Annotated in this window: 19 protein-coding genes; 13 read left to right on the top strand and 6 right to left on the bottom strand. The window is 72.7% G+C overall.

The window, feature by feature from the left end; translation table 11 throughout:
• Window positions 1–93: 93 nt before the first annotated feature.
• A complete protein-coding gene (gap, locus tag GQQ93_RS03660) occupies window positions 94–1095 on the bottom strand; it encodes a type I glyceraldehyde-3-phosphate dehydrogenase (RefSeq protein WP_157422890.1) in 1002 nt (333 codons plus the stop codon).
• 131 nt (window positions 1096–1226) lie between these two features.
• Between gap and GQQ93_RS03655 the strand changes: the two genes are divergently transcribed.
• Window positions 1227–1772: a GNAT family N-acetyltransferase gene (locus tag GQQ93_RS03655; protein ID WP_157422889.1), complete on the top strand. Its 546-nt coding sequence runs from the start codon at window positions 1227–1229 to the stop codon at window positions 1770–1772.
• Between the two features lie 18 nt (window positions 1773–1790).
• On the opposite strand, the gene GQQ93_RS03650 is transcribed toward GQQ93_RS03655, so the two are convergent.
• Window positions 1791–2744, bottom strand: coding sequence for a GlxA family transcriptional regulator (locus tag GQQ93_RS03650; protein WP_157422888.1), 954 nt, complete (start codon window positions 2742–2744; stop codon window positions 1791–1793).
• 119 nt (window positions 2745–2863) lie between these two features.
• Here GQQ93_RS03650 and GQQ93_RS03645 point away from each other — a divergent pair, with 119 nt between their 5' ends.
• Together GQQ93_RS03645 and GQQ93_RS03640 are read left to right on the top strand one after the other, a co-directional pair.
• Window positions 2864–3862, top strand: a complete 999-nt coding sequence (locus GQQ93_RS03645) for a hypothetical protein (protein ID WP_157422887.1) — start codon at window positions 2864–2866, stop codon at window positions 3860–3862.
• Window positions 3859–4305: a hypothetical protein gene (locus tag GQQ93_RS03640; protein WP_157422886.1), complete on the top strand. Its 447-nt coding sequence runs from the start codon at window positions 3859–3861 to the stop codon at window positions 4303–4305. Before GQQ93_RS03645 ends, GQQ93_RS03640 begins: the two co-directional genes overlap by 4 nt.
• A gap of 181 nt (window positions 4306–4486) precedes the next feature.
• Here the strand turns inward: GQQ93_RS03640 and GQQ93_RS03635 are convergent, their stop codons facing one another.
• Window positions 4487–5410, bottom strand: a complete 924-nt coding sequence (locus tag GQQ93_RS03635) for a 5'-3' exonuclease (RefSeq protein ID WP_157423365.1) — start codon at window positions 5408–5410, stop codon at window positions 4487–4489.
• A gap of 62 nt (window positions 5411–5472) precedes the next feature.
• Here GQQ93_RS03635 and GQQ93_RS03630 point away from each other — a divergent pair, with 62 nt between their 5' ends.
• From GQQ93_RS03630 to GQQ93_RS03615, 4 genes are all read left to right on the top strand, one after another.
• Entirely contained in the window at window positions 5473–7356 is a 1884-nt protein-coding gene (locus GQQ93_RS03630; RefSeq protein WP_157422885.1) for a BCCT family transporter, read from the top strand.
• A gap of 19 nt (window positions 7357–7375) precedes the next feature.
• Window positions 7376–8413, top strand: coding sequence for an FUSC family protein (locus GQQ93_RS03625; RefSeq protein WP_157422884.1), 1038 nt, complete (start codon window positions 7376–7378; stop codon window positions 8411–8413).
• Between the two features lie 192 nt (window positions 8414–8605).
• Window positions 8606–8896 (top strand): response regulator transcription factor, encoded by a 291-nt coding sequence (locus GQQ93_RS03620; protein WP_246192071.1) that lies wholly within the window; start codon window positions 8606–8608, stop codon window positions 8894–8896.
• Between the two features lie 69 nt (window positions 8897–8965).
• On the top strand, window positions 8966–11902 hold the full coding sequence (locus GQQ93_RS03615; RefSeq protein ID WP_157422882.1) for an aminotransferase class III-fold pyridoxal phosphate-dependent enzyme: 2937 nt from the start codon (window positions 8966–8968) through the stop codon (window positions 11900–11902).
• Window positions 11903–11974: 72 nt separating this feature from the next.
• Here GQQ93_RS03615 and GQQ93_RS03610 read toward each other — a convergent pair whose 3' ends face one another.
• On the bottom strand, window positions 11975–12193 hold the full coding sequence (locus GQQ93_RS03610; protein ID WP_157422881.1) for a hypothetical protein: 219 nt from the start codon (window positions 12191–12193) through the stop codon (window positions 11975–11977).
• Window positions 12194–12283: 90 nt separating this feature from the next.
• Between GQQ93_RS03610 and GQQ93_RS03605 the strand changes: the two genes are divergently transcribed.
• The 4 genes from GQQ93_RS03605 to GQQ93_RS03590 all read left to right on the top strand — a co-directional run bounded on the left by GQQ93_RS03605 (window position 12284) and on the right by GQQ93_RS03590 (window position 16551).
• Window positions 12284–13366, top strand: a complete 1083-nt coding sequence (locus GQQ93_RS03605) for a DUF2207 family protein (protein ID WP_157422880.1) — start codon at window positions 12284–12286, stop codon at window positions 13364–13366.
• Window positions 13367–13374: 8 nt separating this feature from the next.
• Window positions 13375–14064 carry an alpha/beta hydrolase family protein gene (locus GQQ93_RS03600; RefSeq protein ID WP_157423364.1) on the top strand — a complete coding sequence of 230 codons (690 nt, stop codon included), beginning with the start codon at window positions 13375–13377 and terminating at the stop codon, window positions 14062–14064.
• A gap of 29 nt (window positions 14065–14093) precedes the next feature.
• A complete protein-coding gene (locus tag GQQ93_RS03595) occupies window positions 14094–15713 on the top strand; it encodes a molybdopterin-dependent oxidoreductase (RefSeq protein ID WP_157422879.1) in 1620 nt (539 codons plus the stop codon).
• Between the two features lie 271 nt (window positions 15714–15984).
• Window positions 15985–16551, top strand: coding sequence for a hypothetical protein (locus GQQ93_RS03590; RefSeq protein WP_157422878.1), 567 nt, complete (start codon window positions 15985–15987; stop codon window positions 16549–16551).
• On the opposite strand, the gene GQQ93_RS03585 is transcribed toward GQQ93_RS03590, so the two are convergent.
• Both GQQ93_RS03585 and GQQ93_RS03580 read right to left on the bottom strand, forming a co-directional pair.
• Window positions 16548–18272 carry an amidase gene (locus GQQ93_RS03585; RefSeq protein ID WP_157422877.1) on the bottom strand — a complete coding sequence of 575 codons (1725 nt, stop codon included), beginning with the start codon at window positions 18270–18272 and terminating at the stop codon, window positions 16548–16550. The genes GQQ93_RS03590 and GQQ93_RS03585 overlap by 4 nt on opposite strands.
• Window positions 18269–19303 (bottom strand): agmatine deiminase family protein, encoded by a 1035-nt coding sequence (locus GQQ93_RS03580; protein WP_157422876.1) that lies wholly within the window; start codon window positions 19301–19303, stop codon window positions 18269–18271. Before GQQ93_RS03580 ends, GQQ93_RS03585 begins: the two co-directional genes overlap by 4 nt.
• Before the next feature lie 90 nt (window positions 19304–19393).
• On the opposite strand from GQQ93_RS03580, the gene GQQ93_RS03575 reads away from it, so the two are divergent.
• Together GQQ93_RS03575 and GQQ93_RS03570 are read left to right on the top strand one after the other, a co-directional pair.
• On the top strand, window positions 19394–20038 hold the full coding sequence (locus GQQ93_RS03575) for a TetR/AcrR family transcriptional regulator (RefSeq protein ID WP_157422875.1): 645 nt from the start codon (window positions 19394–19396) through the stop codon (window positions 20036–20038).
• Between the two features lie 84 nt (window positions 20039–20122).
• Window positions 20123–23794 carry a TM0106 family RecB-like putative nuclease gene (locus GQQ93_RS03570; protein WP_157422874.1) on the top strand — a complete coding sequence of 1224 codons (3672 nt, stop codon included), beginning with the start codon at window positions 20123–20125 and terminating at the stop codon, window positions 23792–23794.
• Window positions 23795–23848 lie beyond the last annotated feature (54 nt).

The following is a 23848-nucleotide window of genomic DNA, read 5'->3' as shown; positions in this document are numbered from 1 at the left end:
CGCCTCCGAGGAGGCGGGCCCGTTCTGCTGCGACGCGGGGCAGGAGGTGCGCCGCAGTTCCGCGCACCGTGCGGCGGCGGGGGTTCTGCCGGCTCAGCTCGCGAGCAGGCCGAGCGAGTCGATCACGCGGTTCGAGAAGCCCCACTCGTTGTCGTACCAGGCGACGACCTTGATGTGCTTGCCGTCGACGCGGGTCAGCTCGGAGTCGAAGATCGACGAGTGCGGGTTGCCGACGATGTCGCTCGAGACGAGCGCCTCCTCGGAGTACTCGAGCACGCCGACGAGCGGGCCCTCGGTCGCGGCGGCCCGGTACGCGGCGAGCACCTCGTCGCGGGTGACGTCCTTCGAGACGGTCGCGTTGAGCTCGACGATCGAGCCGACCGGCACGGGCACGCGCATCGAGTCGCCGTTGAGCTTGCCGTCGAGGTTCGGCAGCACGAGGCCGATCGCCTTCGCGGCACCGGTCGACGACGGCACGATGTTGACGGCGGCGGCACGGGCGCGACGCGCGTCGGAGTGCGGGGCGTCCTGCAGGTTCTGGTCCTGCGTGTACGCGTGGATGGTCGTCATGAAGCCGTGCTCGATGCCGGCGAGGTCGTCGAGCACCTTCGCGAGCGGTGCGAGCGCGTTCGTGGTGCACGAGGCGTTCGAGACGATCGTGTGCAGCTCGGCGTCGTACGCGTCGGTGTTGACGCCGTAGACGAGCGTGACGTCGGCACCCGACGCCGGCGCGCTCACGAGCACCTTCTTGGCACCCGCGGCGAGGTGCGCCGAAGCCGCCTCCTTGGAGGTGAAGCGACCGGTCGACTCGAGCACGATCTCGACGTTGAGCTCGCCCCAGGGCAGCTTCGCGGGGTCGCGCTCGGCGAGCACCTTCACGCGGCGGCCGTCGATGACGAGCACATCGCCGTCGACCTCGACGGGGTAGCCGAAGCGGCCTGCGGTGCTGTCGAACTTCAGCAGGCGGGCGAGGCCGGCCGGGTCGGTGAGGTCGTTCACGGCGACGAGTTCGAAGTCGGCGCCGCGCTCGACGAGTGCGCGCACGACGTTGCGTCCGATGCGTCCGAAGCCGTTGATGGCGATGCGGGTGGTCATGGCGGGGTGGGTCCTTTCATTCCGCGATGGTTCCACCCTCGCGGTCGGATGCCTCGCGCGCGAGTGGCACGCAAGCCAGTACTCGAAAGAATCTCGCCAACGTCGGCCCGCGCCGGCGCTAGCGTGATCGCATGCCCTACGGACCCCTCCCCTTCGCCCTCGAGACCGAACGCCTGACGCTGCAGCTCTGGGAGGAGTCCGACGCCGACGGCTACCGGCGGCTCGTCGTCGAGCGCAAGCGCGATCACGCCGAGCGCACGGGCGGGCTCGACGGGCACGTCGACGAGCCGATGAGCCTCGACGAGGCGCTCGCCGACATCCGCGGCGCGCGGGAGAGCGCGCCGGCGCGAGGCATCCATCTGCTGACCCTGCACCCCCGGGGCAGTGACGAGTTCCTCGGCTACTGCGGACTCGTCATCGGGCGGTCGACGATCGACGAGCCCGAACTCGCCTACGAGCTGCTGCGCAGCGCGCACGGCCACGGCTACGCGACCGAGGCGGCGGCCGCCGTCGTCGAGGCGGCGCGCGCGACCGGCCGGGAGCGGCTCTGGGCGACGGTCGGCAGCTGGAACGCGCCGTCGTTCCGGGTGCTGGAGAAGCTCGGGTTCCGTCGCGATCGCACGACGATCGACGATCAGGCCGGCGAGATCGTCTGGACCGTGCTCGACCTGTCGTGACCGGGAGCCGGGCGCGCGCTACTCGCCGCGCGCGAAGGTCTCGCGGTAATCGCTCGGCGAGGTGCCGAGGATGCGCTTGAAGTGCAGCCGCAGGTTGGCCCCGGTGCCGAGGCCGGCGCGCGCCGCGATCTGGTCGATGCCGAGCTCGCTGCGCTCGAGCAGCTCGCGCGCCATGTCGACCCGGGCGCGCAGCACCCACTGCATCGGCGTGTAGCCCGTGTCGTCGACGAAGCGGCGCGAGAAGGTGCGTGCCGACACGTTCGCGTGCCGGGCGAGCGCGTCGAGCGTGAGCGGCTCGTCGAGTCGACGCAGCGCCCACTCGCGGGTGTCGGCGAACACCGCGCCGAGCTCGGGCGGAAGGCTCCGCGGCACGAACTGCGCCTGGCCGCCCGAGCGGTAGGGAGCGGCGACGAGGCGACGGGCCGCATGGTTCGCGACGGCGACGCCGTGGTCGCGGCGCACGAGGTGGAGGCAGAGGTCGAGGCCCGAAGCGGCCCCGGCGCTGGTGAGCACGGTGCCCTCGTCGACGAAGAGCACGTTGGCGTCGACGTTCACGAGCGGATGCCTCGTGGCCAGCTCCCTCGTGTAGTGCCAGTGGGTCGTGGCCCGACGGCCGTCGAGCAGCCCCGTCGCGGCGAGCGCGAACGCCCCCGTCGAGATCGCGGCGAGCCGGGCGCCGCGCGCGTGCGCGGCGCGCAGCGCCTCGACCACCTCGGCGGGCGGGTCGTCGAGGTCGGGGCGGCGGTAGCCCGGAATGAAGACGGTCTCCGCCCAGGCGAGCGCGTCGAGCCCGTCGGCCACGTGATACGAGAGGCCGTCGCCGCCGGTCACGAGCCCGGGTGCGGCGCCGCACACGCGCACCGCGTAGGGCATGCTCGCCCGGGTCGAGAACACCTGCGCGGGGATGCCGACGTCGAGCGGCTTCGCCCCCGGCAGCACGAGCACGGCGACGCGATGATGGCGACGAGTCATCCGGCCAGAATGCCATGACTCACAAGGATTCGGCCAATGGCGAGGCCGACGGAAAGCCGCCGGGCGTAGGGTGGGGCGGGTCGGCCGACGCGGGTCGACCCGACGATCGACGAGGTGCCATGCAACCGTCCGCGACCACGCCGGCAACGCCCGGCGCCGCTCCCGCCGGCTCCGACGGCCACGAGGCATCCGCCGCGGCCCCGTCGCCGCTCCCCCGCTGGCCCTTCATCCTCATCGGCGTCGCCGCGGCGGTCATCGGCCTGCTGCCGTGGCTCGTCACCGGCATGCGCCTGCCCCTGCAGAACCTGTGGGCGAGCGACACGATGCCTGAAAACATGCCCCTCGTGCTGCTGCCGTTCAGCCAGTACCGGTTGTCGGTCATCGCGTCGCTCCTCGTCGTCGGTGCGGCCGCCGCGGGCATCACCGCCCGCGCGCTGCGCGGCCGGAGCCCTCACGGCGGCTTCGCACTGCTCCTCTTCGGAGTGCTGCTCGTCGATGTCGTCGCGATCGTCCAGACCGCGACGATCGTCGGGGCAGGTCTCCGTGACGACACCTGGTCGCAGATCTACCTCACCGCCGTGCTCGCCGTCGCGATCCTCGCCCTCCTCGTCGCCGTGCTCGTGCTCTGGCTCATCGCGAGGGCCCCGCGTGCGGGCGCCGTGATCGGGCTCGCGATCGCCGCGGTGCTCGTCTCGGGATGGCTGCACCTGCTGCTCGCACCCGAACCCGCGTTCGCCGGCGAACCCGCCTGGCTCTGGACCGCGGTCCGCTGGGTGCCGGCCGTGCTCGTCGGGGCGGCGATCGCCTGGGGCGGGGTGGGCACGATCGGCCGGGTGATCGCCGCTCTCGCGAGCCTCGCGATCCTCTGGATCGGGCCGGCCCTCATCACGGCCGTGTCGGCCGCCGCGGGCACGCGGGTGCTCGCCCGGGAGCCCGCCGAGATGCTCGACTACGGCCGGCGCGTCTTCGAGCTGGCGCTGACCGATCCCGCGCTCGTCGTCCCTCCCCTGGTGGTCGCCGTCTGCGTCGCCGGCGTCGGGCTGATCGGCCGCGCCCTGCTCGGCCGCTCCTCGCGGGCCCGCAGCGAGGCATCCGATGCCCCTACGATCGGAGCATGAGCGACCCCACGCGCCCCTGGTGGACCGGCGAGGACGACATCGGCGGCCTCGGCTTCGCCCGCTTCTTCGCGTGGACCGGCCTGCTGCTCGGCGCCGGCGCACTCGTCATCGCGCTGTTCGCACCACTCGAGGGCCAGGCGCTGCGCACGGTGTGGATCGTGGGCTTCGGGTGCGCCGCGATCTGGGTCGCCGCGATGGCGATGCCGCGCTACCGGCGCTCGGGCGTCCGCACCTCGTGGGTCGTGCGCACGGCGTTCGTGCTCGGGGGTCTCGCGGTGCTCGTCGCCGCCTACGCGTTCCTCGTCATCTGGCTCGCCTCGACGGGAGTCGAACTGCCGGCGCCCGCGTACTGGCTGCCGCCCGAGCAGCCGACGGTCGGGGTCACCGCGCTCGGGGTGACCGCGCTCGGGGTGACGCCGCTCGACGCTCTCGCCGGCGGGTAGGCATCCCGGCGGAGGTGCCGTTCTCGCGGGCTGTGGTCGCGACCACATGACCACACCACCGCGACCGCATGACCACACCCGCTGTGCGAGGTCGGCCCGGGGCATGACGGCCGCGGTGGTCTCGATACGCGCTGCGCGCCAATCGACCGACCTGGCAGAGGGTCTCGATACGCGCTTCGCGCTACTCGACCGACCCGACCGCGTCGAGCGCCGCGAGCACGCGACCGATCGAGCCGCCGAGGTTCCACTCGTCGACGAGCCCCTCGAGTGCGGCGCGACGCTCGCCCGCGACGGGGCGCAGTCGCGCATCGACCTCGGGCAGTTCGAGGTCGCGCACGACCTCGACGACCCGCGGCGCCACCGCGAGGTAGTCGGCGGAGGCCGCGAGCTTGGCGCGCACTCCGGCCGACATCGGCGCCGAGGCATCCGCTGCCGCTTCGACGATGCCGTCGAGGTCGACGAACTGCTGGATCAGCCCGGCCGCCGTCTTCTCGCCGACACCGGTGACACCCGGCAGACCGTCGGAGGAGTCGCCGCGCAGCGCCGCGAAGTCGGCGTACTGCTGCGGCAGCACGCCGTACTTGCCGACGACGACCGCGTCGGTCACGAGCTCGAGCTTCGACATGCCGCGCGCCGTGTAGATCACGCGAACGGATGCCTCGTCGTCGACGAGCTGGAAGAGGTCGCGGTCGCCCGTGACGACGTCGACGGGCCGGCCCGCACCGGTCGCGAGGGTGCCGATGACGTCGTCGGCCTCGTGCTCTGCGGCGCCGACGATCGGGATGCCCAGGAGCCCGAGCGTCTCGCGGATGAGCGGGATCTGGCGCACCAGCCCGGGCGGCGTCTCCTCGACGTCGACGCCGCCGGGCACCGCCCGTTCGACCCGGTGCCCCTTGTAGCTCGGGATGAGGGCGACCCGCCACGCCGGACGCCAGTCGTCGTCCCAGCAGGCGACGAGCTCGGTGGGCTCGAACTCGGCGACGAGCTTCGCGATCATGTCGAGCAGGCCCCGCACCGCGTTGACTGGAGTGCCGTCGGCGCGCTTCAGCGAATCGGGCACGCCGTAGAAGGCGCGGAAGTAGAGCGAGGCGGTGTCGAGGAGCATCAGTCGGTCGGCCACACCGCGATCTTGGCACGGACCCGCGGCATCCTCGATACCGTGGGACGATGAGCGGCGAACCGAACGACCGTCCGACCAGCAGTTCCGAGACGCCTCCCCGTGCGACGCGGTCCCTCCCGGCCGTCCAGCGCTGGGTGTTCTGGCCCGCCGCGATCGTCATCGTCGTGTTCGTCGCGTTCGCGCTCATCGCCCCGAAGGCGGCCGAGGCGATGTTCGGGGCGATTCAGTCGGGCATCGTCAACGCGTTCAACTGGTACTACGTGCTCATCGCCGCGTTCTTCGTGGCGTTCAGCCTGTTCGTCGGCTTCAGCCGCTTCGGCGATATCCGCCTCGGCCGCGACGACGACGAGCCCGAGTTCTCGCTGCTCGCCTGGTTCTCGCTGCTGTTCGCCGCCGGCATGGGCATCGGGCTCGTCTTCTACGGCGTGAGCGAACCGCTCAGCCACTACGTCTCGCCCCGGCCGGGCGTCGAGGGCACGCCGCCCGAGCTCGCGCAGGCCGCCCTCAGCCAGACCTACCTGCACTGGGGAGTGCACGCCTGGTCGATCTACGTCGTGATCGGCCTCGCGCTCGCCTACGCGATCCACCGGCGGCGGCGGCCGATCTCGATCCGCTGGACCCTCGAGCCGATCCTCGGCAAGCGCGTCGAGGGCGGCTGGGGCCACGCGATCGACGTCATCGCCCTCGTCGGCACCCTCTTCGGCGTCGCGACCTCGCTCGGGCTCGGCGTGCTGCAGATCAGCGCCGGGCTCGATTCGGCCGGCATCGTGGAGCCGAACGAGTTCACCGAGGTCGTGCTCATCCTCATCATCTCGGTGTTCGTGCTCATGTCGGTGCTCTCGGGCGTCACGAAGGGCATGAAGTGGCTCTCGACGGCGAACCTCGTGCTCGCCGGTCTGCTCGTGCTGTACCTGCTCGTGTTCGGCTCGACCGAGTTCCTGCTGCGCGAGTTCGTGCAGTCGATCGGCAACTACGTGCAGGGCTTCATCGGCATGTCGTTCAACGTGAGCGCGTTCCAGGGCGAGGCCGGCGAGGCGTGGCAGGCGAGCTGGACCTCCTTCTACTGGGGATGGTGGATCTCGTGGGCCCCGTTCGTCGGCATCTTCATCGCGCGCGTCTCGAAGGGGCGCACGGTGCGCCAGTTCGTGATGGGCGTGATCCTCGTGCCGACCCTGATCGGCATCCTCTGGTTCGCGGTGCTCGGCGGCTCGGCCCTCGCGATCGAGATGGCCGACCCCGGCGCCCTCACGCAGCCCGACGGCTCGGTCGACGTCGAGGGCGCGCTGTTCGAGCTGCTCCAGCACATCCCCGGCACCCAGGTGCTCACCGTGGGGGTCATCATCCTCATCGGCATATTCTTCGTCACCTCGGCCGATTCGGGCGCCCTCGTCATGGGCATGATCGCGACGGGCGGCCAGCTCAACCCGAAGCGCTGGATCCGCACCTTCTTCACCGCGATCACGGCCGCGCTCGCGATCGCGCTGCTGCTCTCGGGTGGGCTGAAGGCGCTGCAGACCGCGGCGATCATCATCGCCCTGCCGTTCAGCGTCGTGATGCTCCTCATCTGCTGGTCGACGATCATCGCGTTCACGCGCGAGCGACGCGCCTACGCGAAGGCCGAGCGGGCGCAGTTCATCGACCACATCGGCGAGTACTACGGGCTCGAGGTCGAGGAGCCGCTCGAGCGCGGCATCGTCGCCGCCCCGCCGGCATGGGTGCGGGGGTTGCGGCGACGGCTCGGCCTCCACGCGGATGCCACGGGGTCGCCGCGGCACGCCTCGGCGCGCGCGCTGTCGGCCGAGAACGCGCTCCCCGACAACGTGCCGACCGACGACGTCGACGCCGTCGTCGATCACGACCCGCTCTCGAGCGGCGACGACCCCGACATCCCCGAGCACGGCGAGAACGACCCGCGCGCGCTTCCGCAGTAGCCGCGCCACAATGGAGCGCATGGGGATCACCTCGACCTTCCGGGCGACGAAGCGGGTACCGATCCTGCAGGTCGCGAAGGCGGCGGTCGCGACGATCTCCGCCTGGCTCGTCGCCGGCTGGCTGATCCCCGGACAGCTGCCCGTGTTCGCGGCCATCGCTGCCCTGCTCGTCGTGCAGCCGAGCGTCAACCAGTCGTTCGGCAAGGCGATCGAGCGATCGATCGGCGTCATCCTCGGGGTGCTCATCGCCACGGGCATCTCGCTCGCGTTCGGGCAGAACAGCGTGGTCATCCTCGTCGCGATCGTCGTGGCGATGCTCGTCGCCTGGTCGCTCAAGATGACGCCCGGCACCTCGAACCAGGTCGCGATCAGCGCGATGCTCGTGCTCGCGCTCGGCGCCTCCTCGCCCGAGTACGCGATCGACCGAGTGCTCGAGACGCTCATCGGCGCACTGATCGGCATCGTCGTGAACACCCTCATCGTGCCGCCCGTCGCGGTCGCCCCGGCCCGGCGCGACCTGGCGCTGCTCGGCGGCGAGCTCGCGGCATCCCTCGACCGCCTCGCGAGCGCGCTCGAGACGCCGCAATCGCCCGCCCAACTGCAGCAGCTCATGCTCGAGGCGCGCCTGATGCGGCCGATGCGGGATGCCGCGGACGCGGCGATCTCCGCCGGCGAGGAGTCGCTGACCCTGAACCCCAGGCGCTCGGCGCACCGCACCGACCTCGCCGACATGCGGGCGCTCGTCGAACGGTTGAGCCCGATCGTCACCCAGGTCATCGGCATGACCCGGGCGTTCTTCGACCATTACGACGACGCACTCTCCGAGGAGCCGACGGTGCAGGCGATCGCCGAGCAGCTGCGCCGCGCCGCCCACGACGTGCGCCTCGCCGTGCACCTGGCCGACATCGAGCCCGAACCCGAGCCGATGACCTCGGTGATCCCGGCGCTCACCGCCCCGCTCGTGATCACGCCGCCGCGTTCGGGTCATTGGATCCTCGTGGGCTCCCTCATGGAGGATCTCCGCCGTATCCGCGGCGAACTGCTCGACGACGAGTAGTCCGAGCCTGCGGCGGGAGACGAGCGGAGTTCGGGCGGCGGCGCTCAGGCGCTCCCCCCGGACTGGGGCTCACCGCCTGGCCCGATCGGGTGCAGACTGACCCCGAGCACCGTGGCAGGCCGGCTCCCCGTACCCCGTCGCCCCGACGGATGTGCCTTGTCGCGGAACGCCGCGTCCAACGAGGAGGCGAACGTGCGGCTGCTTCTCCAACCCCAACCCCAACCCCAAACCGAGCGGACCGAGTTCGACTGGATCGATGCCAGGGTCCCCGATCTCGCCGCGCTCAGCGTCGGTGAGACGACCGTGCTGCGCGCCCTCGCGACGGGCTCGTCGAACACGGCCATCGCAACGGCGCTCTGCGTGTCGGAGCGCACCGTCGAGTCGCACGTCCGATCGATCTTCGTGAAGCTCGGACTCCTGCAGTGCGCCGACGAGAACCGTCGTGTCATCGCCGCCGTCGTCTGGACGCGATCGGCGGCGTAGGCGGCACCTCGCCCGGCCGACGCCGCCTGCGGGCCGCGTCGGGCGGGCCTCTCGCGTACGCTTCCGAGCATGAGCACTGCCGCCACCGGATTCGACTTCTTCGCCGTCGGCGAGCTGCCCGCACCGAATCTGCCGGCGGCCGAGGTCGCGGCGATCGTCGCCGCCGAGTGGGGGCTCGAGGTCGAACTCGAGCCGCTCGGAAGCCAGCAGGATCAGAACTTCCTCGCGCACGCCGTCGGCCTCGACGACCCCTCGCCGATCGGGGTCGTGAAGATCACGAATCCCGCCTTCAGCGCGAGCGAGCTGGCCGCGCAGGACGCCGCGGCAGCGCGAATCGCGGCCGCGTGGCCCGAGCTGCGCATCGCCACGACGACGAGCGAGGCCGCGGAGAGCGGCAGCGGCTCGGCCCGCTCGATCGTCGCCGAGACGAGCGAGGGCCGCCTCGCGATGCGCCTCCTGAGCTTCCTCGACGGGGGCACGCTCACCGGCGACGGCCACCTCGCCCCGCAGGCCGTCGCCCGCCTGGGCGAGCTCGCGGCGAAGGCGAGCCTCGCCCTCGCGGGACTCGAGCACCCGGGTCTCGACCGGGTGCTGCAGTGGGACCCTCGCTTCGCCGACCGCGTCGTGTCGCTGCTCGCCCCGCATCACCCCGACCCCGTGCGGCGCGAGCAGCTCGTCGCGGCGGCCGAGGCGGCCTGGGCGACCGTCGCCTCGCTCGCCGACGCCCTGCCGCGGCAGGCCGTGCACCTCGACCTCACCGACGACAACGTGGTGTGCCGCGCCGAAGGCGGGCGGCGCCTGCCCGACGGCATGATCGACTTCGGCGACGTGACCCGCAGCTGGGCGGTCGCCGAGCTCGCCATCACGATCTCCTCGGTGCTGCACCACGCGGGCGCCGAACCCGTTTCGGTGCTGCCCGCCGTGCGAGCCTTCCACGAGCTGCGGCCGCTCTCGCCCGCCGAACTCGCCGCCCTGTGGCCGCTCGTCGTGCTGCGCGGCGCCGTGCTCGTCGTCAGCGGCGAGCACCAGGTGCAGCTCGACGGCGGGGCGAACGCCTACGCCGAGGCGGGCCTCGCCCGCGAGTGGCGCATCTTCGAGCAGGCGTGCTCGGTGCCCGCCGAGGTGATGACGGCGCTGATCGCCGACGCACTCGGCGTCGGCGTCGGCGCGCCGCCGCGCCAGGTGCACCGCGCCCGCGCCGCGTCGCGTGGCGCAGAGCACGGCGAAGTGGCGCGCCCGACCGCCGCGACCGGCGAGCCCGTGCGACTCGACGTCTCGGTCTTCGCCGACGAGGTCGACGGCGGCGCCTGGCTCGACGGCGAGGCGTTCGAGGAGCGCCTGGGACTGGCGGCGCTCGACGCCGGCGCCCCGGCGGCCTGGCTGCCGCGCGGCACGCCGCGCCTCACGGCGAGCCGCACGCTCTCCCCCGTCTCGCCCGCGACCGTGCCGCTCGGCGTCGATGTCTGGTATGCCGAGCCGCAGCGGCTCGAGGCATCCGAGCATCTCGACATCGACGGCGCCGCGCAGGACGCCGACGGCGACTGGGTCGTGCCCGCCCGCACGCGAATCAGGGCGCGGCTCGGCCGGGGCGACGCACCGCACCTGGTGCGCCCCGAGTACGCGACCGGATGGCTCGCGGTGACCCTCGACCCGGCGCCGATGCTCGGGCTGGATGAGACGGGCGGCGGTCTCGACACGCTCGCCGGCGCTCCCGACTCGACCGGCCGGCGCGAGCTCCTCGAGCGCCGCAACGCCGCCTTCGCGGAGGTGCAGGAGCACTACTACGACGCCCCGCCGCAGATCGAGCGCGGCTGGCGCGAGCACCTCGTCGACACCGACGCCCGCGTGTACCTCGACATGGTGAACAACGTCACCCCGCTCGGGCACGGCCACCTCGGCGTCGCCGCCGCGGTGAACCGCCAGCTGCGCCGGCTCAACACGAACTCGCGCTTCAACTACGAGGCCGTCGTCGAGTTCAGCGAGCGGCTCGCCGGGCTCGTGCCCGAGCCGCTCGACACCGTGTTCCTCGTGAACTCGGGGTCGGAGGCCGCCGACCTCGCGATCCGCGTGGCGCTCGCGGCGACCGGCCGGCGCGATGTGGTGAGCGTGCTCGAGGCGTACCACGGATGGACGTACGCGTCCGATGCCGTCTCGACCTCGACCGCCGACAACCCCAACGCGCTCGAGACCCGCCCCGACTGGGTGCACGCGGTCGAGGCGCCGAACCCGTTCCGCGGCCGGTACAGAGGGGCGGATGCCACGCGCTACGCGCCCGAGGCCGCGGCGCGGATCCGCGAGCTCGCGGACTCGGGCCGACCCCCGGCCGCATTCATCGCCGAGACCTTCACCGGCAACGCCGGAGGCATCCCGCTGCCCGACGGCTACCTCGCCGAGGTGTACGCCGCGGTGCGCGAGGCCGGCGGGCTCGCCATCGCCGACGAGGTGCAGGCCGGGTACGGCCGGCTCGGCGACTGGTTCTGGGGCTTCGAGCAGCAGGGTGTGGTGCCCGACGTCATCGCCGTCGCGAAGGCGATGGGCAACGGCCACCCGCTCGGGGCGGTCATCACGACCCGCGAGATCGCGGCGCGGTTCCGCACGCAGGGGTACTTCTTCTCGTCGACCGGCGGCAGCCCCGCGTCATCGGTCGCGGGAATGGCGGTGCTCGACGCGTACGCCGCCGACGGTCTGCAGGCACACGCCGCTGCACTGGGGCGGCAGCTCAAGCGAGACCTCGAGGAGCTCGCGACCCGTCACCCGCTCATCGGCACGGTGCACGGGCTCGGCCTCTACCTCGGCGTCGAGTTCGTGCGCGACCGCGAGACCCTCGAACCCGCGACCGAGGAGACGCGGGCGATCTGCGACCGACTGCTCGAGCTCGGCGTGATCATGCAGCCGACGGGCGATCACCAGAACGTGCTGAAGACGAAGCCTCCGCTGTGCATCGAGCCCGGCTCGGCCGACTACTTCGTCGAGATGCTCGACCGGGTGCTCACCGAAGGGTGGTGAGTGCGGGCGTCGGTCGGGGGGTCTCGATACGCGTGCTCCTTCGTCGCGCGCTACTCGACCGACCGGTGTGCGTCAGGCGAGCAGGTCGCGGACCGCGAGCCCCCATTCGAAGCCGCACTCGCGGCAGTCGAAGATGGGGGCGTCGTCGGAGCGGAACGGGTCGACCGACTCGGCCTCGACCGCGAGGTCGAGCGGGCCGTAGACGATCGCCCGCACCGACCCCGACCCGCACCGCGGGCAGGGCTCGTCGAGCACCTCGATGGGGGCTTCGGTCTGCGCCTGGTTCGTCATGGCAGTCACGGTACGCCGCGCCTCCGACATCGCGCGCCATCGCGCGGGCGAGTCCGTCACCGCCCGCGCCGACATCCCTAGAATGGGCGCGTGCTCACCGCCGTCGTCCTCCTCGCCGTCGTCCCGGCCGGCGTCATCCTGCTGCTCGGGATCGTCGCCCGCGCGGTCGCGGCGCAGCGCGTGAACGCCCTGGTCGTGCAGTACACGCCCCCGCGCGGGTCGACGGTCTTCCGCGACGCGCTGCTCGTCGACGCCGACCGCCGCGCGCCGTCGGCGGCGCTCATCGATCTCGCCGTCAAGCGCAAGGTGCGCCTCATCGCCGGGGCGCCGGGCACGCGCGAGCCGGTCGGCGTCGAGCTCGTCGACGGCGCCATGCTCACGGCCGACGAGACGGCGCTGCTCGAGATGCTGTTCGGCCCCGAGCACACCGGCACGCGCCTGCGTCGTTTCTCCGCCGACCGGCGGGCACTCGCCGGCCGGCTGAAGACGCTGCTGCTCAACACCGAGCACGCGCTCGCCCGCGACGGGCTCATCGCCGAGCGGCGGGCGAGCTGGCCGGGCACGACGCTGACCGTGCTCGCCTACCTCGGCATGCTCGTCGAGGGGCTGTTCATCGTCTTCGCCCTGATCGGCGGCGAGCTGCCGGCGCTCATCGCGACGCTCATCGCCCTCGCCGCGACGATCGCGACGATCTTCATCACGCCGGCGTGGTGGCGCAGGTACCTGCCCGCGGCGACGCCGATCCGCGAGCATCTCGCCGGCTTGCGCCGCTACCTCGAGGTCGCCGAGGCCGATCGGCTGCGGGCGCTGCAGTCGCCGAGCGGCGCCGAGCTGCGATCGGATGCCACGGCGCCGCCGCCGCACGGCGACGCCGACGGCGAGGCATCCGCACCCCTCGCGCGGTTCCACCTCAATGAGCGCCTGCTGCCGTACGCGGTGCTGTTCGGACTCGAGCGCGAGTGGATCGCGAAGCTGAAGCTCGAGGCCGAGACGCTCTCGCACACGAATCTCGCTACCCTCGGCGACCTCGTCGAGGTGACCGCCGACATCGCGGTGGCGATCGATGCGGTCGGCAGCGTGGTCGAGCTGACGGCGGCGGTCGGCGACCTCGTCGACGGCGCAGGCGCGGTCGTCGAGGGCGTCGGCGGCATCTTCGAGACGTTCGGATCGTGAGCGACGTGCTGACCGAAGTCGAGGAGCGCCTCACCGTCGAACTCGACGGCGGGCCCGTGTCGGCGGTCGCCGGGCGCGCTGCGGGCGCATCGCCGGCTGCGGCCACGATCGTCGTCGCCCATGGCGCGGGGGCGGGCATGGAGCATCCCTTCATGTCGGGCTACACGCGCGCGCTGAACGACGCCGGATTCGCGACCCTGCGCTTCAACTTCGCCTATCGGGAGGCCGGGCGGAAGTTCCCCGACCGGCCACCGGCAGCGATCGCCGCCTGGCGCGAGGTCGTCGCGGTCGCGACCGCGCGCGCGGCGGCCGCGGGCCTCGCCGGCGCGCCGATCTGGGCGGCCGGCAAGTCCTTCGGCGGACGCATGGCGTCGATGGCGGTCGCCGAGGGCCTGGAGGTCGCGGGGCTCGTCTTCCTCGGGTATCCGCTGCACGCGCCGGGCAAGCCCGAGAAGCCGCGCGACGAGCACCTGCCCGGAATCACCGTGCCGATGCTCTTCCTGCAGGGGCGCAACGACCCCTTCGCGATTCCGAACGAGCAGCTCGACGAGGTGGCCGAGCGGGTCGGCGCGAACGCCGTCGTCGACTGGATCGAGGGCGGCAACCACTCGTTCGAGGTGAAGGGCGCGAAGCGCCCGGCGGCCGAGATCGGGGCGGGGCTCGCGCTGCCGACCGCGGAGTTCGTGCGCGCGCACTGATCCCGCCGGCTCGCGCGTACGCTGAACACATGGGCGAGACGCGCTCCCGAACCCGCCGCTGGGTGCTCCCGGCCGCCGCCGGCGCCGGCGCGGCCGTCTTCGGTGCGGGGCTCGGCGAGCTGACCGCGGCGATCATCGCACCCGAGTCGGGGCCGTTCGTGGTGGTCGGCGCCGCGCTCATCGACCTCGCGCCGCCGTGGGCGAAGGACACGGCGATCGCACTCTTCGGCACCGGCGACAAGCCCGCGCTGCTCATCGGCATCGGCATCGTGCTGCTCGTGGTCTCGGGCGCCGCCGGGGTGCTCGAGGCGCGCCGCCCGCCGTGGGGGCAGGTCGTGCTCGGCCTGTTCGGCGCCGTCGGCGCGCTGGCGGCGGCGACGCGGGCGAACGCGCCGATGCTCGCCGTGGTGCCGTCGCTCGTCGCGGGGGTCGCGGCGGTGCTGGCGCTGCGAGTGCTGATCGGGCGGTTGCGCCGAGGCGGCGCGGGCGCCGGAGATCGCTCCCCGGCCGACGGAGCAGCGGCCCGCGGAGCTGACGGCGTTGGGGCCGACGGCGACGGAGCCGACGCGACCGCTGATGGGGCGACGCGACGCGGCTTCCTCGTGTGGGCCGGCGGGGCGGCCGCCATCGGGGTGCTCGCGACGGTCGCGGGCTCGGCATTGCGTGCGGGCGGACGGGCGCTCTCTGCCGTGCGCGACGCGATCAGGCTGCCGGCTCCGGCGACGACCGCGTCGGTGCCGTCGGGCGCCGAGCTCGGCATCGACGGCCTCGCCCCGGTGATCACCCCGAACGCGGAGTTCTACCGCATCGACACCGCACTCGCCGTGCCGCTCGTCGATCCGGCCGAGTGGCGCCTGCGCATCCACGGCATGGTCGAGCGCGAGGTCGAGCTCACCTGGGACGAGTTGCTCGCCCTCCCCCTCGACGAGAGCGTCACGACCCTCGCGTGCGTCTCGAACGAGGTGGGCGGCAGCCTCATCGGCAATGCGGTGTGGTTGGGGCATCCGATTCGCGAACTGCTCGCCCGGGCCCGCCCGCTCGCCGGGGCCGACATGGTGCTCTCGCGCAGCGTCGACGGGTTCACCGCGTCGACGCCGCTCGAGGTGCTGCAGGACGACCGGGCCGCGATCCTCGCGGTCGGCATGAACGGCGAGCCGCTGCCGGTCGAGCACGGGTTCCCGGTGCGCATGGTCGTGCCGGGCCTCTACGGCTACGTCTCGGCGACGAAATGGGTGGTCGAGCTCGAGGTGACCCGCTTCGACGCCGTCAACGCCTACTGGACCGATCGCGGCTGGAGCGCGCAGGGCCCGATCAAGCTGTCGTCACGCATCGACGTGCCCCGCGGCGGACGGCCCGTCGATGCCGGCGCGGCGGTGCTCGCCGGCGTCGCCTGGCACCAGCACGTCGGCATCGACGCCGTCGAGGTGCAGCTCGACGACGGCGACTGGCGCCCGGCGACGCTCGCGACCGCGATCTCGAGCGACACCTGGGTGCAGTGGCGCTACGAATGGCCGGATGCCTCGCCCGGCACCCACACCGCCCGCGTGCGTGCGATCGGGGCCGACGGAGCGGTGCAGATCGCGGACGAGCAGGGCGTCGTTCCCGACGGGGCCACCGGTCTCCACGAGATCTCGTTCGACGTGCGCTGATCGCCTCCACGGGTCGGTCGTGGCACCGGTCCTCGACATCCTGGGTGGTCCCCCGAGGCTCCACAGGATCCTGTTCGACGTGGTCCGGAGTCGCGTCCGGAGGGAGTATCGCTCCGTGGACGACGTCCACAGTTCCACAACTCCACACCCCGGGCGTCCACAGTTCCACAACTCCACACCCCGGGCGTCCACAAGGCCACTTGTGCACGCCGTCCGCCAAGCGGACCTCCCAGCTCGCTGACGGCACGGAACCACGCAATCGAGGAGCAGCATGCCGACACGAACCATCCGAGTCGATGACCAGACGCACCGCGCGATCACCGACCTGGCGTATCTCCTCGATACGACCAGGTCGTATCTCGTCGCCGACGCGATCGCAGAGTACGCCCAGCGTCGAGGCTCGGTGGTGAGGATCGACGGTCGGGTGACGTTCGACGAGCTTCCGGTCGCCGAGCGCCTCATGCTTCGTCGTGACGAGCTGATCCGGGTGTTCGCGAAGCGCGAGGCGACCGACGTCAGGATCCTCCACCTCGGCGACGACGGCACCGATGGCGTCGCACGCGACGACGGGGTGATCGACGACGAGATCGATGACGAGACACCGTGGATGCCGCCGCGCCCACTCGAACTCCTCGTCACGACCGCACTGCACCGCGGCGGCGGGGAGTCGTACGAGCTGGAGCGCATCGCCGCGAAACTGCTGCGCACGCGCGTCCACGTCGAATCGGCGACGCGACTCGAACTGTTCGATCGGCCCGCGCTCGAGCGCGCACGGGCGAACTCGACGCCCCTCTCCGAGTGGACGAGGGGCGTCGAGCCCGGCTCCTCCCGGAGCTAGGAGAGACGCGGCGTGCGCGGCGGCTCGGTGCGGCGCGAGCCGGTCGCCTCGAAGGCCGCGGCGAGCGTCAGCAGCGCCGTGTCGTCGTAGGCGCGCCCGGCGAAGGTGAGGCCGACGGGCATGCCGATGTCGGCCATCGTGCCCATCGGCACCGTCACGGTCGGGATGCCGAGGTGGCGCGGCACGAGATTGCCGTTCGAGACCCACACGCCGTTGCGCCAGCCCAGGTCGGCAGAGGCCTCGTTCACGTCCATGTCGGCGGGGCCGACGTCGGCCGCCGCCGGAAACACGACCGCGTCGAGACCGAGCTCGTCCATCCACTGCTCGAGGTCGATGCGGCGTGTCTCCTCGAGTCCGCGCAGTCCCTGCTCGAGCTCGGGGATCTCGGCGAGCGAGGCCACGGGGTGCTCGCGCACCTGCGCCGGATACGTCGCGATGTCGTCGTCGAACCCGTCGTAGCGATCGGGCAGCGCGCCCTCGGGATGCGGGAAGATCGACGCCCCGTCGACGCCCGCGAGCGTCGAGAGCTCAGGGTCGCCGTTCGCCGCGAGGAAGTCCTCCCACGCCCACGCCGACAGGTCGATGATCTCGCGGTGCAGGAACTCGGGCGAGACGAGGCCGCGGGTCGCGAGGGTCGGCGCACCCGGACGATCGCCCTCGTAGTTCGACACCACCGGGAAGTCGACCTCGACGACCTCGGCGCCGGCCGCCTCGAGGTCGCGGCGCGCCGCCTCCCACAGGGCGATGACCGAGGCGCGGGTCTCGATACGCCGGCCGGTCGGGCCGCCGATGCCGACGTGCTCGCCGGTGCCGGCGAGCGGGTCGGCGTTGACGTACATCGCCGGCACCCCGAACCGCTTGCCCGCGAGCGCCGCACGCCCGGCCGAGGCATCCCCGGCCCGGAGCGCCGGGTACGACGCGGGCCGCACCTCGGACGCCGCCGGCAGCGCCACCCACGGCTGCGCTCGCCAGAAGTCGCCCCGCGTCTCGGCGTCGTCGGCGACGATGACGTCGAGCACCTCGAGCAGGTCGGCCATGCTGCGCGTGTGCGGCACGACGACGTCCATCGTCGGCACGAGCGGCCAGTTGCCGCGGGTCGAGATGACGCCGCGCGACGGCGTGTAGGCGCACAGTCCGTTGTTCGACGCCGGCGCCCGCCCGCTCGACCAGGTCTCCTCGCCGAGTCCGAACGCCGCGAACGACGCGGCCGTCGCCGTGCCCGAACCGTTCGACGAGCCCGAGCCGAACGCCGCCGTCAGGAACTCGGCGTTGTACGGGCTCTCGGCGCGTCCGTAGACGCCGCGCTGCATGCCGCCGTTCGCCATCGGGGGCATGTTCGTGAGCCCGATGAGCACGGCGCCCGCCGCCCGCAGGCGCTCGATCGTGAACGCGTCGCGCTGCGCGACGAGGTGCTCGAACGCGGGCGAGCCCGCGGCGGCCGTGAGGCCCTTCGCGAGGTAGCTGTCCTTCGCGGAGTACGGGATCCCGTCGAGCGGGCCCCGCACCTCGCCGCGCGCGCGACGCTCGTCGGCCGCGAGCGCGTCGGCACGCGCCTCGGGGTTCATGACCACGAGCGCGTTGAGCGCCGTCGCCGTACCGGGTGCGTCGTACGCCGTGATGCGGGCGAGGTACGCGTCGAGCAGCTCCACGGAGGTCGTCTCTCCGCGCTCGAGCGCACCGCGCAGCTCGGCGATCGAGGCCTCGACGACGTCGAGGCTCATCGGGCGACCGCCGGCTGCTGCTGGGTGATGCAGTGGATGCCCCCGCCGCCGGCGAAGATCTGGCGCGCGTCGACCGTCACTGCACGCCGGCCCGGGTAGACCGCTTCGAGGATCTCGCGCGCCGTGGCATCCGCCTCGTCGTCGCCGAAGCCGCACGCGATGACCCCGCCGTTCACGACCAGGTGGTTGACGTAGCTGTAGTCGACGAAGCCCTCGTCGTCGCGGATCGTCGACGGCGCGGGGATCTCGGTGACCTCGAGGGTGCGCCCCGAGGCATCCGTCGACGCCGAGAGCAGCGCGATGATCTCGCGGCTGACCTCGAAGTCGGGGTGCTCGGGGTTGCGCTGCGAGTGCACGAGCACCTTGCCGGGCGCGGTCAGCGTCGCGACGATGTCGACGTGCCCGTTCGTGCCGAACTCGTCGTAGTCGCGGGTGAGGCCGCGGGGCAGCCAGATCGCCTTCGACGCGCCGATCGTGCGCGCCATCTCGGCCTCGACGCGACGCTTGTCGGCGTAGGGGTTGCGACGCGGGTCGAGCTGCACGGTCTCGGTGAGCAGCACCGTGCCCTCGCCGTCGACGTGGATGCCGCCGCCCTCGTTCACGAGCGCGCTCGAGACGAGCTCGGCGCCGACGCGCTCGGCGACGAATCGGGCGTGCTCGGCCGACTTCTCCCAGTGCGCCCAGGCCGGCGCACCCCAGCCGTTGAAGGTCCAGTCGACGGCGCCGAGCACACCGGGACGCTCGTCGTCGACGACGAAGGTGGGGCCGTGGTCGCGCATCCAGAACTCGTCGACCGGGCACTCGACGACCTCGACCCGCGGGTCGAGCAGTCCGCGGGCCTCGCCGAGCGCGCTCGCGTCGACGAGGATCGTCACGGGCTCGAACTCGACCACCGCGTTCGCGACGGCGGCCCACGCGGCGAAGGTCAGTGCGGTCTCCTCGGGCGAGGTGTCGGCGACGTTGTCGGCCACCGGGAACGCCATCCAGGTGCGCTCGTGCGGTGCGGTTTCAGCGGGCATGCGCCAAGCCATGCGGGTTCTCCCCTTCGAGATGTACGTTGCGTCCGAGGTCTATTGATCAAATGATCAATATTGCTGCGAGACTACCTATGATGGGGGATCATGTCAACGACGCCCCGGCCCCGCGCCGCCCGCAAAGCGCCCGACGAGCGCACCCGCGACATCGCCGGTGCCGCCCGCGAGCTCGCGCTCGAAGAGGGGCTCGCGGCCGTCACCCTTCGCGCCGTCGCCGCCCGTGCCGGTGTCGCGCCCGCCCTCGTCGCCCACTACGTGCCGAGCATGGAGTCGCTCATCGCGAACACCTTCGAGACCGTCGTCGGCGCCGAGATCGCCGAGGTCGAGGCGCTCATCGCCCCGCTCGACGGGCCGCGTGCGAGGCTCGGCCGGCTCATCCGCACCCTGCTCGACGGCACCCGCGACGACGTCACCGTCGTCTGGGTCGAGGCCTGGGCGCTCGGCCGGCGCAGCGAGAGCCTCGCCCGCGCGGTGCGCGAGCAGATGGATGCGTGGCAGTCGGTGCTGCAGGGCGTCATCGAGGACGGCGTGCGATCGGGCGACTTCGACACTGCGGATGCCCCGGGCGTCGCCTGGCAGCTGCTCGGCATGATCGACGGGCTCAACGCCCAGGCGCTCGTGCGCTGGGGCGACGCGACCGACCGCGGCTCGCTCATCAGCCACGCCGTCGAAGGCATGCTCGGCCTGCCGCGCGGGGCGCTCGACTCGTCGTCGGATCCGGCGGCCCGGTAGCCGCCGTCGTTCGCGCCCGGCCCGCGCACGGCCGATGTCGCACCCTGCCGATACCGTGGGAGCACGCCCGGCGAGAGGAGCTCGATGTATCGGCAGAACGGCCTCGTCGTCACGAGCGCGAGCGACCTGAAGAAGGCGAGCGACTGCGAGTTCGCGTTCCTGCGCGAGCTCGACGTGAAGCTCGGGCGCGACACGCTGTTCGCCCCCCTCGACGACCCGATGCTGCGCCGCGCCGGCGAGCTCGGCGACGCGCACGAGATCCGCCTGCTCGAGGGCTACCGCGCCGAGTTCGGCGACGCCGTCGTCGAGATCGAGCGGCCAGACGTGCGCGACGCCGAGGCGGTCGCCGCCGCGGTCGACGCGACGGTCGCCGCGTTCCGCGCCGGGGCGCCCGTGGTGTTCCAGGCGACGTTCAGCGACGAGCCGGTGCCGGGGCAGGGGTTCATCGGCTTCGCCGACTTCATCGTGCGTCAGCCCGACGGCCGCTATCGCGTGCAAGACGCGAAGCTCGCCCGGCGAGCCCGGGTGACCGCCCTGCTCCAGCTCGCCGCCTATGCCGAGCAGCTCCGCCGCCTCGAAGTGCCGCTCGACGACACCGTCGAGCTGCTGCTCGGCGACGGATCGGTGAGCCCGCACCGGCTCGACGACATCCTGCCGGTGTACCTCGAGCGCGTCGCCCGACTGCAGCGCATCGTCGCCGACCGGGTCGCCGACACCGGCCCCGTCGCCTGGGGCGACCCGCGCTACAGCCACGACGGCCGCTGCCCGACCTGCGAGCTCGAGGTGCAGGCGAATCGCGACGTGCTCATGGTCGGCGGCATGCGGGTGACGCAGCGCGAACCGCTCGCTGCGGCCGGCATCACGACCATCGACGCGCTCGCGGCCTCGCAGGGTCCCGTGCCGCACCTGATGGAGGCGACGCTCGAGAACCTGCGCGCGCAGGCGTCGCTGCAGCTTCGGGCCGAAGCCGCGGCGAGCGCGGCGGCGGCGTCAGGCGCATGGCACGAGGGCGACCCGCCTCTCGCCCCACCCGTCGGGGTGCGCGACGCCCGCGCGATCGCGGCGATCCCCGAGCCGAACCCCGGCGACCTGTTCTTCGACTTCGAGGGCGACCCGCTCTACACCGAGGGCGACGGCACGAAGTGGAACCTCGACTACCTCTGGGGCATGGTCGACAACGCCGAGACCTACACGGCCTTCTGGGCGCACTCGTTCGCCGAAGAGCGCGAGGCGCTCGTGCGCTTCCTCGAGTTCGTGAAGCTGCGCCGCCAGGTGCATCCCGAGCTGCACATCTTCCACTACGCGAGCTACGAGCGCACGCATCTCACCGCGATCGCGGCACGGCACGGCGTCGGCGAGGCCGAGGTCGACCAGCTGCTCGCCGACGGCGTGCTCGTCGACCTCTACCCGATCGTGAAGCGCGCGGTCCGCGTGGGCAGCCGCTCGTACTCCATCAAGAAGCTCGAACCCCTGTACATGGGCACCGAGCTGCGCGAGGCCGACGTGAAATCGGGCGCCGACTCCATCACCGAGTACGTGCGCGCCATCGAGCTGCGCGCGTCGGCGGTCGAGACGGGCGACCGCGCGTCCGAAGACGAGGCCGCCCGCATCCTCGCCGACCTCGCCGACTACAACCGCTACGACTGCGTCTCGACGCTGCGCCTCCGTGACTGGCTCCTCGCGCTCGGCGCCCGCGAGGGCATCCGCCCGGTCGCAGCGTCGATGCTCGCCGACCGCGCAGAGGGCAAGGTCTACGAGGCCTCGCCGCTCGCGCAGCAGCTCAGGGCGATCGTGCGCGAGCGCGACGAGCAGGCGACCGCGGCACCCGGCCAGCCGCTCGGCGCCTCGGTGCGCGACGCCGACACCGAGGCCCTCGCCCTCGCCTCCGCGGCGATCGACTACCACGCACGAGAGGCGAAGAGCTTCTGGTGGTCCCACTACCTCCGCTGCGACCAGCCGCTCGAGAGCTGGGAGGAGCACCGCGACGTCCTCGTCGTCGATCCCGCCCGCTCGGGTGCGATCGGCCGGTGGTACGAGGAGCCCCGGTGGCAGAGCGCACGTCGCGAACTGCAGCTCGACGGCCGCGTCGCTCCGGGGTCGCGATTCAGCGTCGGCGGCGACGTGTTCCTGCTGTACGACTGGCCGGCCCCGTTCCCCTCGCAATCGACCCGGCCGGGCCAGCGGGCGTGGTCGAACGCGACCGTCGTCGAGGTCACCGACGAGGGAGTGCGCGTCGAGGAGCGCGGCCAGCCCGGCATCACCTGGCCCGAGCTCCCGGTCGCGATCGCGCCGGGTGCACCGCCCCGTGCCGACGCGCTGCGCGATGCGATCGCCGAGTGGGCGGCGCCGATCCCCGCACGCGTTCCCGATCTGCCGCCCGGCCCCGCGATCGACGTGCTGCGGCGCAGGCCGCCGCGCGCGGCGGGCGGGCTCGTCCCGCTCGGCGCCGACCACGACTACGTCCCGGCCGTCGTCGAGTCGGTGAGGCGACTCGATCGTTCGTACCTCGCGGTGCAGGGCCCTCCCGGCACCGGCAAGACGTACCTCGCCGCGCACGTGATCGCCGCGCTCGTGCGCGATCACGGCTGGCGCATCGGGGTCGTCGCCCAGTCGCACTCGGTCGTCGAGAACGTGCTCGACGCGGTGGTGAACGCCGCCGGGCTCGATCGCGGTCTCGTCGCGAAGCACCTGAAAGACGCCGGCGACGCCGGCCGGCACGGCTTCACCGCACTGAACAGCAAAGACGGCATCGCCGCCTTCACGAGCGAGCGCCCGGGCGGCTACGTCGTCGGCGGAACGGCCTGGGACTTCTGCAACGTCCGCCGGGTGCCCCGCGGTTCGCTCGACCTGCTCGTCATCGACGAGGCCGGCCAGTTCTCGCTGGCCTCGACGATCGCGGTCTCGGTCTCGACCAAGCGGCTGCTGCTGCTCGGCGACCCGCAACAGCTGCCGCAGGTGAGCCAGGCTCTGCACCCCGAACCCGTCGACGCCTCGGCGCTCGGCTGGGTGGCCGACGGCCACGACGTGCTGCCCGCCGAGTACGGCTACTTCCTCGCCGAGAGCCGGCGCATGCACCCGGCCGTCGCCGGCCCGGTGTCACGGCTCTCGTACGAGGGCGAGCTGCACTCGCACCCGGTGGCCGAGCGCCGTTCGCTCGAGGGCGTCGCGCCCGGGGTCGCCCCGATCCCCGTCGTGCACGAGGGCAACTCGACCTTCTCGCCCGAAGAGGCCGAGTCGGTCGTGCATCTCGTGCGTTCGCTCGTCGGCCGCGAATGGACCGATGCCGCCGACTCCTCGACCGGCCCGGTCACTGCGCTGCCGCGGCCGCTCGACCAGCGCGATCTCATCGTCGTGACGCCCTACAACGCGCAGCTCGGCACCGTGCGGGAGGCGCTCGACGCGGCGGGCTTCACCGAGGTGCCGGTCGGCACCGTCGACAAGTTCCAGGGCCAGGAGGCGGTCGTCGCGATCGTCTCGCTCGCGGCGTCCTCGGCGAGCTCCGCACCGCGCGGTCTCGAGTTCCTGCTGCTGAAGAACCGGCTCAACGTGGCCATCTCACGGGCGAAGTGGGCGGCGTACCTCGTCTACTCGCCGGGGCTCCTCGAAGGACTCCCCCACCGCGCCGAGGGCGTCGCGCAGCTCAGCGCGTTCATGCGCCTCGTCGGAGCGGAGGCACCGCGCCCCGCCGGCCCGCGCGAGTCCGACATCGCCGACGTCGACGCGTCGCAGCTCGCCGCGCCGAGCCCGGCGAGCTGAGCGGCCGCGTCGAGCCCGGCGAGCTGAGCGGCCGCGCGCGAGCCCGGGCGAGGC

The sequence above is a fragment of the Agromyces lapidis genome (assembly GCF_009749405.1).
Lineage (GTDB): Bacteria > Actinomycetota > Actinomycetes > Actinomycetales > Microbacteriaceae > Agromyces > Agromyces lapidis.
This window is presented reverse-complemented; position numbering and strand designations above follow the sequence as displayed.

Coding starts and splice junctions, on each gene's coding strand:
- gap (WP_157422890.1), bottom strand. CDS start 1,095: ATGACCACCCGCATCGCCATCAACGGCTTCGGACGCATCGGACGCAAC.
- GQQ93_RS03655 (WP_157422889.1), top strand. CDS start 1,227: ATGCCCTACGGACCCCTCCCCTTCGCCCTCGAGACCGAACGCCTGACG.
- GQQ93_RS03650 (WP_157422888.1), bottom strand. CDS start 2,744: ATGACTCGTCGCCATCATCGCGTCGCCGTGCTCGTGCTGCCGGGGGCG.
- GQQ93_RS03645 (WP_157422887.1), top strand. CDS start 2,864: ATGCAACCGTCCGCGACCACGCCGGCAACGCCCGGCGCCGCTCCCGCC.
- GQQ93_RS03640 (WP_157422886.1), top strand. CDS start 3,859: ATGAGCGACCCCACGCGCCCCTGGTGGACCGGCGAGGACGACATCGGC.
- GQQ93_RS03635 (WP_157423365.1), bottom strand. CDS start 5,410: ATGCTCCTCGACACCGCCTCGCTCTACTTCCGCGCCTTCTACGGCGTG.
- GQQ93_RS03630 (WP_157422885.1), top strand. CDS start 5,473: ATGAGCGGCGAACCGAACGACCGTCCGACCAGCAGTTCCGAGACGCCT.
- GQQ93_RS03625 (WP_157422884.1), top strand. CDS start 7,376: ATGGGGATCACCTCGACCTTCCGGGCGACGAAGCGGGTACCGATCCTG.
- GQQ93_RS03615 (WP_157422882.1), top strand. CDS start 8,966: ATGAGCACTGCCGCCACCGGATTCGACTTCTTCGCCGTCGGCGAGCTG.
- GQQ93_RS03610 (WP_157422881.1), bottom strand. CDS start 12,193: ATGACGAACCAGGCGCAGACCGAAGCCCCCATCGAGGTGCTCGACGAG.
- GQQ93_RS03595 (WP_157422879.1), top strand. CDS start 14,094: ATGGGCGAGACGCGCTCCCGAACCCGCCGCTGGGTGCTCCCGGCCGCC.
- GQQ93_RS03590 (WP_157422878.1), top strand. CDS start 15,985: ATGCCGACACGAACCATCCGAGTCGATGACCAGACGCACCGCGCGATC.
- GQQ93_RS03585 (WP_157422877.1), bottom strand. CDS start 18,272: ATGAGCCTCGACGTCGTCGAGGCCTCGATCGCCGAGCTGCGCGGTGCG.
- GQQ93_RS03580 (WP_157422876.1), bottom strand. CDS start 19,303: ATGGCTTGGCGCATGCCCGCTGAAACCGCACCGCACGAGCGCACCTGG.
- GQQ93_RS03575 (WP_157422875.1), top strand. CDS start 19,394: ATGTCAACGACGCCCCGGCCCCGCGCCGCCCGCAAAGCGCCCGACGAG.
- GQQ93_RS03570 (WP_157422874.1), top strand. CDS start 20,123: ATGTATCGGCAGAACGGCCTCGTCGTCACGAGCGCGAGCGACCTGAAG.